Genomic DNA, 12,427 nt, shown 5'->3' on the forward strand with positions numbered 1-12,427 from the left:
CAGGCGAGCGCTCAGTGCACGGATAGCGCTCAGGCAACGTCCGTGGCATTCAGGAAAATACTCACCAAGGCCTCTACACCTGCCGCGTCCTGCGCCGTAAATCGGCCTGTGCTGGGGCTATCCAGGTCCAGCACGCCAATAAGCCTGTCGGCCTTTACCAGGGGCACCACCAATTCGCTGTTCGAGGCGCTGTCGCACGCGATATGCCCTGGGAATGCGTGCACATCCTCCACGCGCTGAGTGGTTCGAGTACGGGCAGCCGCGCCACAGACGCCCCTGTCGAAGGGAATACGCACGCACGCCACCTTGCCCTGGAAAGGGCCTAATACCAACTGCTCGTTACGGTTGAGGTAAAAGCCCGCCCAGTTCAGGCCTGGCAGCTCGCTGAACAGGAATGCCGAGAACTGGGCAGCGTTGGCGACGAAGTCCCGCTCTCCTGCCAGTAGCGCTTCAAGCTGAGCGCCCAGTAATGCATAACCTTCCAGGCCAGCGCCCGTAGCTTGCAGATCAATCATGATTCGACTCCAACATGTGCAGGCCCACCCAATGGCGGGCAAATTGATAGGCACAGCGACCGTTGCGGTTGCCGCGCGAGGTCGCAAAACGAATGGCCTGAATGTCAAAGGCCGGGTCCCGCTGCCAGGCCAGGCCGGCCTTGGTCGCCAGCGTCCCCACCCAATGCTCGACCACATTCAGGTAGTGTTCCTGGGTAAAGGGATAGAACGACAGCCACAGGCCGAACCGATCCGACAGGGCAATCTTGTCTTCTACCGCCTCGCTGGGGTGCAACTCACCTTCCACACGTGTCCAATTGTCGTTATCGCTCTGCTTTTCGGGCACCAGGTGGCGGCGGTTGGACGTGGCATACAACAATACGTTCTCCGGGGCCTGTTCCAAGGACCCGTCCAACACACTTTTCAGCACACGGTAGTCCCCTTCTCCGGCTTCGAATGAGAGGTCGTCGCAGAACAGCACAAAACGCTGGGGCAGCCCTTGCAGTTGCTCGACCACCCGCGGAAGGTCCGCCAGGTGATCCCGCTCGATTTCAACCAGGCGTAGCCCGGCGCTAGCGTATTCGGCTAACAAGGCCCGAACCAGCGAGGACTTGCCGGTACCCCGAGCGCCCCACAGCAAGGCGTGGTTGGCCGGCAGGCCGTCGAGCAACTGTCGGGTATTGCGCGCTAGCTGCTCCCGCTGCCTGTCGACGCCGCGCAGGTCGTCCAGGCGAATGTCCAGCCGCACATCCAGCGGCAGCAGGTAGCCGCCACGGCTGTCCTGCTGCCAGCGGGCCGCCAGGGCGACTGTCCAGTCCACAACCGGACGAGCCACTGGGAGCAATGGCTCCAACCGTGCCAATACCGCTTCGGCGCGGTCAAGAAAGCGATACAAACGGTCATCCACAACTTCACCTCGGCGCCAACAAGCGCTATACAGGAGACAGGATACGCCCTTGGCCACTGCCAGGCCGTACCTCCTTGACTATGCTGGGGGGTACATCAATAAGGAAATCAGCGCTGTGCCAATGAGTATCAAGTTCAACCAGCGGTTGTCCTATAAACAAGCACGGCTAACCGTGGTGGTTGGCCTGCTACTGGGCACGCTGCTGAGCGTGGTGCAGATTTCGCTCGATTATGCCAGCAGCCGCGACCTGCTCAAACGCCAGATTGCCTCCCTGCTGGAAATCAGCCAGAACCCGGCCTCCCGGATTGCCTATAACATTGACCGGGAACTGGCCCTTGAGCTGACCCGTGGCCTGCTTCGCTCCGAATCGATCGTAAGTGCGCGGCTCACAGATAACGAGAACACGTTGTTGGCGGCAGTTCAACGCTCCAAGGCCGATGCCTCGTACCGCATGATCACCGATGCCCTCTTCGGCCGCAGCCTTGAAATCTCGGTGCCATTGTTTCTTGAACACCTACCGGACGAGAAACTGGGAACGCTCAGTGTAGTGATCGATACCGCGCCCTTGGGCGGGCGGTTCATCGAACGCGCCGAGGTGACCCTGGTCAGTGGCTTTCTTCGCACCACGTTGTTCACTGCCATTCTACTGGTGATGTTCTATTTCATGCTGACCAAGCCGCTGGTTCATGTGATTGAACACTTGAGCCGGTCAAGCCCCGGCGCGGCCACCCCGGAACACCTGCCTTGGCCTTCCGGGCATCAGCACGACGAAATAGGCGTGCTGATCAAGGTGGCTAACCAGCAGCTTGACCGCACCGCTGTGGAAATACGCCAGCGCCGCGCCGCCGAGGATCGGCTTACGGCGTACCTCGATGAACTGGAATCTATTGTTTCGGCACGCACCACTGAGCTTGAAGCCAGCAACCAGCGATTGAGCCAGACCAACCGCGAGCTGGAAGTTGCCAAGCGTACCGCACTGGAAATGGCGCAGGCCCGCTCCACCTTCCTTGCCAACATGAGCCATGAGATTCGCACGCCACTGAACGGCTTGCTCGGCATGATCGCCCTTACACTCGACAGCCCGCTCTCCAGCGAACAGCGGCAACAACTGGCCATTGCCCATGACTCGGGCAAGGTGCTGGTGGAACTGTTGAACGATATCCTTGACCTGTCCAAGTTCGACGCCGGCCAGCTGGAACTTGAACAGCTTCCCTTCGACCTTGCGGCACTGGCCGAAGACACGGCCAACCTGTTCTCTCAGAATGCGGCGCCAGACGTAGAACTGACATGCCTGGTAGAGCCCGGCTTCCCCGCCATGGTAGTGGGCGACCCGATGCGCATTCGGCAGGTCATCAGCAACCTGCTGTCCAATGCGTTGAAGTTCACGCGCCAGGGGCGTGTAGACGTCAGGTTGCAGTACTTGGAAGACAAGGTTCGAATCGAGATTACAGACACCGGCATTGGCATACCACCAGAAGCCCAGATCAAGATTTTCGAGCCTTTTACCCAGGCCGGTGCAGGTATCAGCCGCCAGTTTGGTGGTACAGGCCTAGGACTAGCCCTTACCAGCAACCTGTGTACGGCCATGCATGGCCGGTTAGGCATCAGCTCGCGTGTAGGCATGGGCAGCCGTTTCCATGCCGACCTGCCACTGCCCGTGCATACGCCTGCCCACCCGGCCCCCAGGCTGCGCGGCACAGTGGTACTGGTCAGCGAGGCTGAAAGCGGGCTGGCTGAAATGCTGGGTGAGTACCTGCCGCGTTGGGGGCTTGAGTACCAGTGTCATGACAGCCAGGCTTCGCTGGATGGCCTATCCCCTGACCTGGTCATTACCGATTGCCTTAATTGCCTGCCCAAGTTGCGCCCCAGTGTCGCTGCGCCGTTGTTGCTGGTCACGGCTTATGGGAATTTCCTGCCTGCGGACCAGGCAGCAGAACTGGCTCCCATGCATCAACTACCGCGCCCGCTGTCACGCCAGGCGCTGCTCGATTTCCTGCGCAGCCACCTGGAAGAGCCCTCCCCTGCACTGCCAATGCCCTTGCCAGGCGAACGTAGCACAGTGCGGCATGCCCGCATCCTGCTGATCGAAGACAACGCTGTTAACCAGCTTGTGGCCAAAGGCATGCTCAGCAAGCTGGGCTGCCGGGTAGAAGTGGCCATGAACGGTGCCGAAGGCATAAAGGCGCTGGAACAGCAGCCATTCGACCTGATATTGATGGATTGCAATATGCCAGTGATGGATGGCTACGAGGCTACACGGCGCATTCGTAACAGCGGCCGCTGGCCCGACTTGCCCATTGTTGCCTTGACCGCTAATGCCATGCCTGAGGAGCGGGAGCGGTGCAAGGCAGCGGGGATGTCCGATTATCTTGCCAAGCCTTTCCGACGCGAGGAGTTGGTTGCCATGATCGATCAATGGATAGCACCCCAAGAGGGCGCGCCTTGATACCAGCGCAAGTGCCCGCTTAAGGCGGGCCTAGCAATGCCTCTATTTCAGCCTCCAGCTGCTGGGGTTTGGTAAGAGGCGCAAAGCGCTTCACCCGCTGCCCCGAGGCATCCACCAGAAACTTGGTGAAATTCCACTTGATCCCCTGGCTCCCAAATAACCCTGGCGCGCGCTGCTTGAGCGCTACGAACAGGGGGTGAGCCTGGGAACCGTTGACCTCTACTTTGCGGAACAAAGGAAAAGTAACCCCAAAGTTGAGCTCGCAGAACTGTGCGATGTCGGCCTCACTGCCTGGTTCCTGCCCGCCGAACTGGTTGCAGGGAAAGCCCAGCACCATCAGCCCGCGCGCTTGGTAACGCTGCCACAGTTGCTCCAGGGCTTGGTACTGGGGCGTAAAGCCGCACTTGCTGGCGGTGTTGACCACCAGCCATGCCCGTGCAGGCATCTGGGCCAAAGTGCGTGGTCCAGATGCCATGGTGGCGCAGGGTATGTCTAGCAGCGAGGCTGCCATTACACCCGCTCCCCGTCAGCCGTCACCAGTTGCAGGCATACCGAGTTGATGCAGTAGCGCAGGCCGGTGGGCGGCGGGCCGTCGGGAAAGACATGCCCCAGGTGGGCATCACACGTTGAACAGCGCACTTCGGTACGAATCATGCCATGGGTGGTGTCGCGAATCTCCACCATCGCCTGCTCGCCGATAGGCTCGTAGAAGCTGGGCCAGCCGCAACCAGAGTCGAACTTGCTGCTAGCATCGAACAAGGGTGCTTCACAGCAGATGCAATGGTACACACCTGGCGTCTTGGTCATGTTGTATTTGCCGGTACCGGGCCGTTCGGTCCCGGCCAGCCTGCACACGCGGTATTGCTCTGGGTCGAGCATGTCGCGCCATTCTTCCAGGGTTTTTTCAACTTTGTTCATGGGTTTGCCTCGGCTGCGGAAAATCCGCCAGGTGGCTTTTCCGTGATGGGAGCGGCACGTATGATTGCGCCTTTGTGCCTTGCCAGTCTGTCACCCGCGCACTGCGCGTTCAAATCCAATTTCGGCGCCGCCCGGCCACTCCTCGGGATCTCATCATGCAGTTCAGCAAATCCAACAAGCTCGCCAATGTCTGCTATGACATCCGCGGGCCGGTCCTCAAGCATGCCAAACGCCTTGAAGAAGAAGGCCACCGCATCCTCAAGCTGAATATCGGCAACCCTGCCCCATTCGGTTTCGAGGCCCCGGAAGAAATCCTTCAGGATGTGATTCGCAACCTGCCCACTGCCCAAGGCTACAGCGACTCCAAGGGGCTGTTCAGCGCCCGCAAGGCGGTGATGCAGTACTACCAGCAAAAGCAGGTAGACGGCGTTGGCATTGAAGACATCTACCTGGGCAACGGCGTGTCCGAGCTTATCGTGATGTCCATGCAGGCGCTGCTCAACAATGGCGACGAAGTACTGATACCTGCGCCGGACTACCCCCTCTGGACAGCGGCCGTCAGCCTGGCAGGCGGGCATGCCGTGCATTACCTGTGCGACGAACAGGCCAACTGGTGGCCCGACCTGGCCGACATCAAGGCCAAGATCACGCCTAACACCAAGGCCATGGTGATCATCAACCCCAACAACCCCACAGGTGCGGTGTACTCCAAGGACGTGCTGCTGGGCATGCTTGAGCTGGCCCGCCAGCATAACCTGGTGGTGTTTTCCGACGAGATCTACGACAAGATTCTCTACGATGAAGCCCTGCATATCAGCACAGCCTCTCTGGCACCAGACCTGCTATGCCTGACCTTCAACGGCTTGTCCAAGTCCTACCGTGTGGCCGGTTTCCGCTCCGGCTGGCTGGCCATTTCCGGGCCCAAGCACAATGCACAGAGCTATATCGAAGGCTTGGATATCCTGGCCAACATGCGTTTGTGCGCCAACGTGCCCAGCCAGCATGCCATCCAGACCGCCTTGGGTGGTTACCAGAGCATCAATGACCTGGTGCTGCCCCCTGGGCGCCTGCTGGAGCAGCGCAACCGCACCTGGGAACTGCTCAATGACATTCCCGGCGTAAGCTGCGTCAAGCCTATGGGCGCGCTCTATGCCTTCCCGCGTATTGATCCGAAGGTTTGCCCCATTCTCAACGACGAGAAATTCGTGCTGGACCTGCTGCTGTCGGAAAAACTGCTGGTGGTCCAGGGCACGGCTTTCAACTGGCCGTGGCCTGACCATTTCCGTGTGGTAACGCTACCCAGGGTCGATGACCTTGAGCAGGCGATCGGCCGTATCGGAAATTTCCTGCGTACCTATCGCCAGTAACGCCTGGCCATGGCTTCGGGTGCTGTCACAGGCCCGAGGCCGTGCAGGCCAAGGTTTCGCACGGGCTGCAAGAGATGGCATTTTTCGACACATCGCGTAGGAAACTTCTGACGACACAGTTTGAAATAGTCGCTCGGTTGAATCGGCCAGCAAGGCGCCTTATATACCCGACTACGTTCTACCTCTATTTGTCAGGAGTACCTCAACACCATGATGCGCATTCTGCTGTTCGTGGCCACCAACCTGGCGGTGGTGCTGATTGCCAGCATCACCCTGAGCCTGTTCGGCTTCAACGGTTTCATGGCGGCAAACGGCGTAGACCTTGACCTGAGCCAACTGCTGGTCTTCTGTGCAGTGTTCGGCTTTGCCGGCTCGCTGATCTCGCTGTTCATCTCCAAATGGATGGCCCGAATGAGCACCGGCACCCAGGTCATTACCCAACCCCGCACACGCCATGAGCAATGGCTGATGCAGACCGTGGCAGAGCTGTCCCGCGAGGCCGGTATCAAAATGCCTGAAGTCGGCATTTTCCCCGCTTATGAAGCCAACGCCTTCGCTACCGGCTGGAACCGAAATGACGCGCTGGTCGCTGTAAGCCAAGGCCTGCTGGAACGTTTTTCGCCCGATGAAGTGCGTGCGGTACTGGCGCACGAGATCGGCCACGTGGCCAACGGAGACATGGTGACCCTGGCCCTGGTACAGGGCGTGGTAAACACCTTCGTGATGTTCTTCGCCCGGATCATCGGTAATTTCGTCGACAAGGTGATCTTCAAGAACGAAGAAGGGCAAGGTATCGCCTACTTCATCGCGACCATTTTCGCCGAAATCGTATTGGGCATTCTGGCCAGCATCATCGTGATGTGGTTCTCGCGCCGTCGCGAATTCAGGGCCGACGACGCCGGTGCCCGCCTGGCCGGTACGGGCGCGATGATCAATGCGCTACAGCGGTTGCACGCCGAACAGGGCGTGCCGGTCACTATGCCAAGCACCTTGACCGCGTTCGGCATCAACGGCGGCTTGAAACAGGGCCTGGCAGGGCTGCTGATGAGCCACCCGCCTTTGGAAGCGCGTATCGAAGCGTTGCGTCAGCGGGGCTGAGCCAGCGTTAAGCTTCAAGCTTCAAGCTTCAAGAAGGACGGCGAAAGCCGTCCTTTTGCGTTTTCTGGGATCAGGGCTGGGTTTATTCGATAGGTTTGTGCAGGAAAATGGGCTGGATCTAAAAGAGAAGCTGATTGAAGATCAGGCATTCTCTTCTTTATGAGGCCACTATGCTGCCTAGCCTGTTCGTCTCTCACGGCTCGCCCATGCTAGCGCTGGAGCCGGGTGCCAGTGGCCCGGCGCTGCAACGGCTGGCTACGGAATTCACGCGGCCCAGCGCGATTGTGGTGGTGTCTGCTCACTGGGAAAGCCAGACCTTGCAGGTGGGTAGCCACCCGGCCCCCCGCACTTGGCATGACTTCGGTGGTTTTCCTGCACCGCTGTATGCCGTGAATTACCCCGCGCCAGGGCACCCTGCCCTTGCTGAACGCATTGTTGACCAGCTGGCGCTGCATGGGTTGCCCGCCACACTCGATCCACAGCGCCCCTTCGATCACGGTGTGTGGGTGCCATTGAGCTTGATGTACCCGCACGCTGACATTCCTGTGGTGCAGGTGTCACTGCCTAGCCAGCACGGGCCTGCCCTGCAAGTGGCCGTTGGCGAGGCGCTGGCAGGGTTACGCAGTGAAGGCGTTCTGCTGGTTGGCTCCGGTAGCATCACGCACAACCTGCGGGAGCTGGACCGTTATGCAGACGACGAACAGTCAGCGCCCTGGGCATTGGCCTTCAGGGACTGGATGGTGGAAAAGTTGGAACGCGCAGACCTTGATGCCTTGTTGGACTACCGCCAACAAGCGCCTTACGCCCTGCGCAACCACCCGAGCGATGAGCACTTGCTGCCGCTGTACTTCGCCTTGGGTGCTGGTGGCGCGTTCAGCGCTGCGCACCAAGGGTTCACGTTGGGCTCCTTGGGCATGGATGTGTATCGGTTTGGTTGATAACCAAAACGCCTGCCCGGAAAACAAAAACCCCCGCATTCAGGCGGGGGCTTCTGTTGTGGCCGCTACGGCTCAGTCTTCACGATAACGGCGCAGTTTCAACTGCTTGCCCGCTACGCGAGTGTCCTTGAGCTTGGCCAGCAGACGGTCCAGGCCGTCTTCCGGCAGCTCGACCAGGCTGAAGCTGTCACGCACTTGAATGCGACCAATAGCTTCACGCACCAGGCCACCCTCATTGAGGATTGCACCCAGCAGGTTTTTCGCGGCGATACCGTCGCGAGCACCCAGGGCGGTACGGCAGCGTACGCGGCCTTCGCCCAGCGGCATGGGGGCGCGGCGCTCGTGACGCTCGCCACTGCGCTCGCGTTGAGCACCAGCGGTTGGCACCAGAGGCTGATCCCGCTCAACGGTGGCCAGGTCCAGCGCTTGACCGTTGGTGGCCTTGCTGAGCAGGGCGGCGGCCAACGCGCGTGGGCTGCAACCAATGTCTGCGGTCAGGCGGTCGAGCAGCTCGCCATGGCTGGCTTCTGCGTCGGCTACCAGTGGCGACAGGCTGTTGGTCAGCTTCTTGATGCGTGCATCCAGTACGGCCTGGGCATTGGGCAGGCGAACTTCGGCTACCTTCTGGCCCGTGACGCGCTCGATCACTTGCAGCATGCGGCGCTCACGTGGAGTCACCAGCAGCAGTGCACGGCCTTCGCGACCGGCACGGCCAGTACGGCCGATACGGTGCACGTAGGATTCCGGGTCGTACGGCATGTCCACGTTGAACACGTGGGTGATGCGCGGTACATCCAGGCCACGTGCCGCTACGTCGGTAGCCACAACGATGTCCAGACGGCCATCCTTGAGGGACTCGATCACGCGCTCACGCTGGTTCTGGGCAATATCGCCGTTCAGCGCCGCGGCCTTGTAGCCTTTGGCTTCGAGGGCACTGGCCAGGTCCAGGGTGGCTTGCTTGGTGCGCACGAAAGCGATCAGGGCGTCGAACTCTTCCACTTCCAGCAAGCGCAGCACGGCTGGCACTTTCTGGTCGGCGTGAACCAGCAGGAAAGCCTGCTCGATCGCTGACACGGTTTGCGTCTTGGTCTGGATCTTGACGTGCTTGGGGTCACGCAGGTGACGCTCGGCGATCGCGCGGATGGACTGCGGCAGGGTAGCCGAGAACAGCACGGTCTGACGGGTTTCAGGCATGGCTTCGAAGATCACTTCGAGGTCATCCATGAAGCCCAGCTTGAGCATTTCGTCGGCTTCGTCGAGCACCAGGTGGTTGACGGTCGACAGCACCTTTTCGTCGCGGCGCAGGTGGTCGCACAAGCGGCCGGGGGTTGCCACGACGATTTGCGCGCCATTGCGAATGGCTTTGAGCTGCGGGCCCATCGGGGCTCCGCCATATACAGCTACAACGTTCACGCCAGGCATTTGCTTGGCGTAGGTTTCGAACGCGGTAGCCACTTGCAGCGCCAACTCACGGGTTGGCGCAAGGATCAGGGCTTGCGGCTCGCGCTTGCTCGGGTCAATACGGTGCAGGATCGGCAGAGCGAACGCGGCAGTTTTGCCGGTACCGGTCTGCGCCTGGCCGATCATGTCGTGACCGGCCAGGATGATCGGAATCGATTGCTGCTGGATTGCCGAGGGTTCTTCGTACCCTGTGGCAATGACTGCTGCAACGATGCTTGGATGAAGTTCGAGCGCGGCGAAGCCGCCGGATTCCTGGGTCATGGGTCTGCCTCTAAGTGCATCCGCAAAGACCCATTCCAAAGCTGCGCATGCCGAAAGACTTCGAGAGTCACCCTGGCAACTTTGGCGGCGGGGATTTGCGAAAACGATTGATGAATGAATCGTCAGGAGAGCCCGCTAGTGCGGACGTCAGCCGAAGCTGTCTTCGGAGAGTGCTACCTAAACGTGGCCCGTTAAAAGGCCGGCGCGCATCATACCTGAAAAGGCAGGGTGCGGGGGAGTTTTTTCACTGCCAAGACAGCGCTGCCCCGCCCGCCCCCGTTGGGCCGCCTCAGGAGGCAGGCCGTAGTGCGTTAAGCAGGTAGTCCAGCGAATAGCCCAGTTTCGGCGCCAGCTGAGCACAGCGCTGGCGCATGGCATCGATGTCCAGGGCCTGGTTGAGGTCCGCAGGCACCAGCAGGATGACATTGCCCTCTTTGACGGGAAGCTCCCAGTAATGACGGTGATACAGCCCTCGCAGCAGGGCCGCCCCCAGGGGCTTGCCATCGTCGCTGGCCCACTGGTTGATAATCAGCCAGCCCTCAGGGTTGAGGCGCTGCTGGCACTGCTCCAAAAATCGCCAGGCCAAGTGGGCCACACCAGGCCCCTGGTCGGTGTAAAGGTCCACGAATACCAGGTCAGCCGACTCCGCCGTGGGCAGCAAGGCCAGCGCATCGCCTATGCGGATGTACAACCGCGGGTCGTCCTTGAGCCCCATGTATTCCATGGCCAGGCGGGGTACGTCAGGGCGCAGTTCGATGCATTCAACGTCTTCGAGCGGCAGGTGCGCCAGGCAGGCCTGAGTCAGGTTCCCCGCGCCCAGCCCCAGGAACAGAGCCGTCTCCGGTTGTTCGTGGCATAGCGCGCCAATGAGCATGGCGCGGGTGTAGTCGTATTCCAGCCAGGCAGGGTCTGGCATGAACACGCAACTCTGCTCGATGGCCTGGCCGAATTCCAGAAAGCGGTACTCACCCACTGCCCACACGCGAATAATGCCAAAGGCATCTTCGACCTCGGCCAGCAGGCGCTCGTCCGAAGCGGGCGACAGGGGTTGGTTGGGTTCGTCCATGAGAGGGCCGTTGCTAAGCGTAAACCGTGCATTCTCCCCTACCGCCCGGTAATGCGCCAGCGAAGCGAAACCCCGGCGGGTACGCTACCATGCGTGCCCCTGCCCTTATTGCGAGGCCCTCATGTTCGCCCCCTGGACCCCTGACAGCTGGCGCCAGCTGCCGATCAAGCAACAGCCCGCCTATCCTGATGCCGCTCACTTGGCCCGCGTAGAGCATACCCTTGCCGGTTTCCCGCCCTTGGTGTTTGCCGGCGAAGCCCGCGAGCTGCGCCGCCAGTTTGCCGAGGTGACCCACGGCCGCGCATTCCTGCTGCAAGGGGGCGATTGCGCCGAAAGCTTTGCCGAGTTCTCTGCCGCCAAGATTCGCGACACCTTCAAGGTATTGCTGCAGATGGCGGTGGTGATGACTTTCGCGGCCGGTTGCCCGGTTGTGAAGGTGGGGCGCATGGCCGGGCAGTTCGCCAAGCCGCGCTCGGGCAATGATGAAACCCAAGGGGCAGTGACGCTGCCGGCCTACCGGGGCGATATTGTCAACGGTATCGGCTTTGACGAGAAAAGCCGTGTGCCGGACCCAGAACGGCTGATGCAGGCTTATCACCAGTCCACTGCCAGCCTTAACTTGCTGCGCGCCTTTGCCCAGGGCGGGTTCGCTGACCTGCACCAGGTGCACAAGTGGAACCTGGACTTCATTGCAGGCTCGGCCCTTGCCGATAAATACCACCGCCTGGCCGATCGCATCGATGAAAGCCTGGGCTTTATGCGCGCCTGTGGGCTTCATGACCTCCCGCAGTTGCGCGAAACCAGCTTTTTCACCGCCCACGAAGCGCTACTGCTCAACTACGAACAGGCTTTCGTACGCCGGGATAGCCTGACCAACGACTGGTACGACTGCTCGGCGCACATGCTATGGATCGGCGACCGCACACGCCAGTTAGACGGCGCGCATGTGGAGTTCTTGCGTGGGGTCGGCAACCCCATCGGGGTTAAAGTGGGGCCAAGCATGGACAGCGACGAGCTGATCCGCCTGATCGACGTGCTCAACCCTGACAACGACCCGGGCCGCCTGAACCTTATCGTGCGCATGGGCGCAGGCAAGGTGGCCGAGCACCTCCCCCGGCTGCTACAGGCTGTGCAACGCGAAGGCAAGCAGGTGCTGTGGAGCTGCGACCCTATGCATGGCAATACCATCAAGGCCAGCTCCGGCTACAAGACCCGGGACTTTGCCCAGGTGCTGGGTGAAGTGAAGGACTTCTTCCAGGCACACCAGGCCGAGGGTACCTATGCCGGCGGTATTCACATTGAAATGACTGGGCAGAACGTGACCGAATGCATCGGGGGCTCACGCCCTGTGACCGAAGACGCACTGTCAGACCGTTACCACACCCATTGCGACCCTCGGCTCAATGCCGATCAATCCCTTGAGCTGGCGTTCATGATCGCCGAAACCCTCAAGGGGGTACGTCGTTCCTGA

General features: G+C 60.6%; 11 protein-coding genes. 5 read left to right on the forward strand and 6 right to left on the reverse strand.

What is annotated here, in order from left to right; translation table 11 throughout:
* Positions 1-29: 29 nt before the first annotated feature.
* Together HBH25_RS04345 and HBH25_RS04350 are read right to left on the reverse strand one after the other, a co-directional pair.
* A complete protein-coding gene (locus HBH25_RS04345) occupies positions 30-515 on the reverse strand; it encodes a GAF domain-containing protein (RefSeq protein ID WP_168081904.1) in 486 nt (161 codons plus the stop codon).
* Positions 508-1,401 (reverse strand): ATP-binding protein, encoded by an 894-nt coding sequence (locus HBH25_RS04350; RefSeq protein ID WP_168081906.1) that lies wholly within the window; start codon positions 1,399-1,401, stop codon positions 508-510. Before HBH25_RS04350 ends, HBH25_RS04345 begins: the two co-directional genes overlap by 8 nt.
* Positions 1,402-1,522: 121 nt before the next feature.
* On the opposite strand from HBH25_RS04350, the gene HBH25_RS04355 reads away from it, so the two are divergent.
* The gene (locus HBH25_RS04355) at positions 1,523-3,847 is read left to right on the forward strand and encodes a response regulator (protein ID WP_168082660.1); all 2,325 of its coding nucleotides are present in this window, start codon (positions 1,523-1,525) and stop codon (positions 3,845-3,847) included.
* 19 nt (positions 3,848-3,866) lie between these two features.
* Here HBH25_RS04355 and HBH25_RS04360 read toward each other — a convergent pair whose 3' ends face one another.
* Both HBH25_RS04360 and msrB read right to left on the reverse strand, forming a co-directional pair.
* A complete protein-coding gene (locus HBH25_RS04360) occupies positions 3,867-4,358 on the reverse strand; it encodes a glutathione peroxidase (RefSeq protein ID WP_168081908.1) in 492 nt (163 codons plus the stop codon).
* A complete protein-coding gene (gene msrB, locus HBH25_RS04365) occupies positions 4,358-4,765 on the reverse strand; it encodes a peptide-methionine (R)-S-oxide reductase MsrB (RefSeq protein ID WP_168081910.1) in 408 nt (135 codons plus the stop codon). Before msrB ends, HBH25_RS04360 begins: the two co-directional genes overlap by 1 nt.
* Before the next feature lie 155 nt (positions 4,766-4,920).
* On the opposite strand from msrB, the gene HBH25_RS04370 reads away from it, so the two are divergent.
* The 3 genes from HBH25_RS04370 (at position 4,921) to HBH25_RS04380 (ending at position 8,168) form a co-directional block, all read left to right on the forward strand.
* A complete protein-coding gene (locus HBH25_RS04370) occupies positions 4,921-6,132 on the forward strand; it encodes a pyridoxal phosphate-dependent aminotransferase (RefSeq protein WP_168081912.1) in 1,212 nt (403 codons plus the stop codon).
* A gap of 210 nt (positions 6,133-6,342) precedes the next feature.
* The gene (htpX, locus tag HBH25_RS04375) at positions 6,343-7,230 is read left to right on the forward strand and encodes a protease HtpX (protein WP_168081914.1); all 888 of its coding nucleotides are present in this window, start codon (positions 6,343-6,345) and stop codon (positions 7,228-7,230) included.
* A 170-nt stretch (positions 7,231-7,400) separates the two neighbouring features.
* Positions 7,401-8,168, forward strand: coding sequence for a DODA-type extradiol aromatic ring-opening family dioxygenase (locus HBH25_RS04380; RefSeq protein ID WP_168081916.1), 768 nt, complete (start codon positions 7,401-7,403; stop codon positions 8,166-8,168).
* A gap of 72 nt (positions 8,169-8,240) precedes the next feature.
* On the opposite strand, the gene HBH25_RS04385 is transcribed toward HBH25_RS04380, so the two are convergent.
* Both HBH25_RS04385 and HBH25_RS04390 read right to left on the reverse strand, forming a co-directional pair.
* The gene (locus tag HBH25_RS04385; RefSeq protein ID WP_168081918.1) at positions 8,241-9,890 is read right to left on the reverse strand and encodes a DEAD/DEAH box helicase; all 1,650 of its coding nucleotides are present in this window, start codon (positions 9,888-9,890) and stop codon (positions 8,241-8,243) included.
* Between the two features lie 289 nt (positions 9,891-10,179).
* Positions 10,180-10,935, reverse strand: coding sequence for a spermidine synthase (locus HBH25_RS04390; RefSeq protein ID WP_420708436.1), 756 nt, complete (start codon positions 10,933-10,935; stop codon positions 10,180-10,182).
* Between the two features lie 142 nt (positions 10,936-11,077).
* Between HBH25_RS04390 and HBH25_RS04395 the strand changes: the two genes are divergently transcribed.
* Positions 11,078-12,427: a class II 3-deoxy-7-phosphoheptulonate synthase gene (locus tag HBH25_RS04395; RefSeq protein ID WP_168081922.1), complete on the forward strand. Its 1,350-nt coding sequence runs from the start codon at positions 11,078-11,080 to the stop codon at positions 12,425-12,427.

This window comes from Pseudomonas quercus (genome assembly GCF_012033695.1).
In the GTDB taxonomy this organism is placed as follows: domain Bacteria; phylum Pseudomonadota; class Gammaproteobacteria; order Pseudomonadales; family Pseudomonadaceae; genus Aquipseudomonas; species Aquipseudomonas quercus.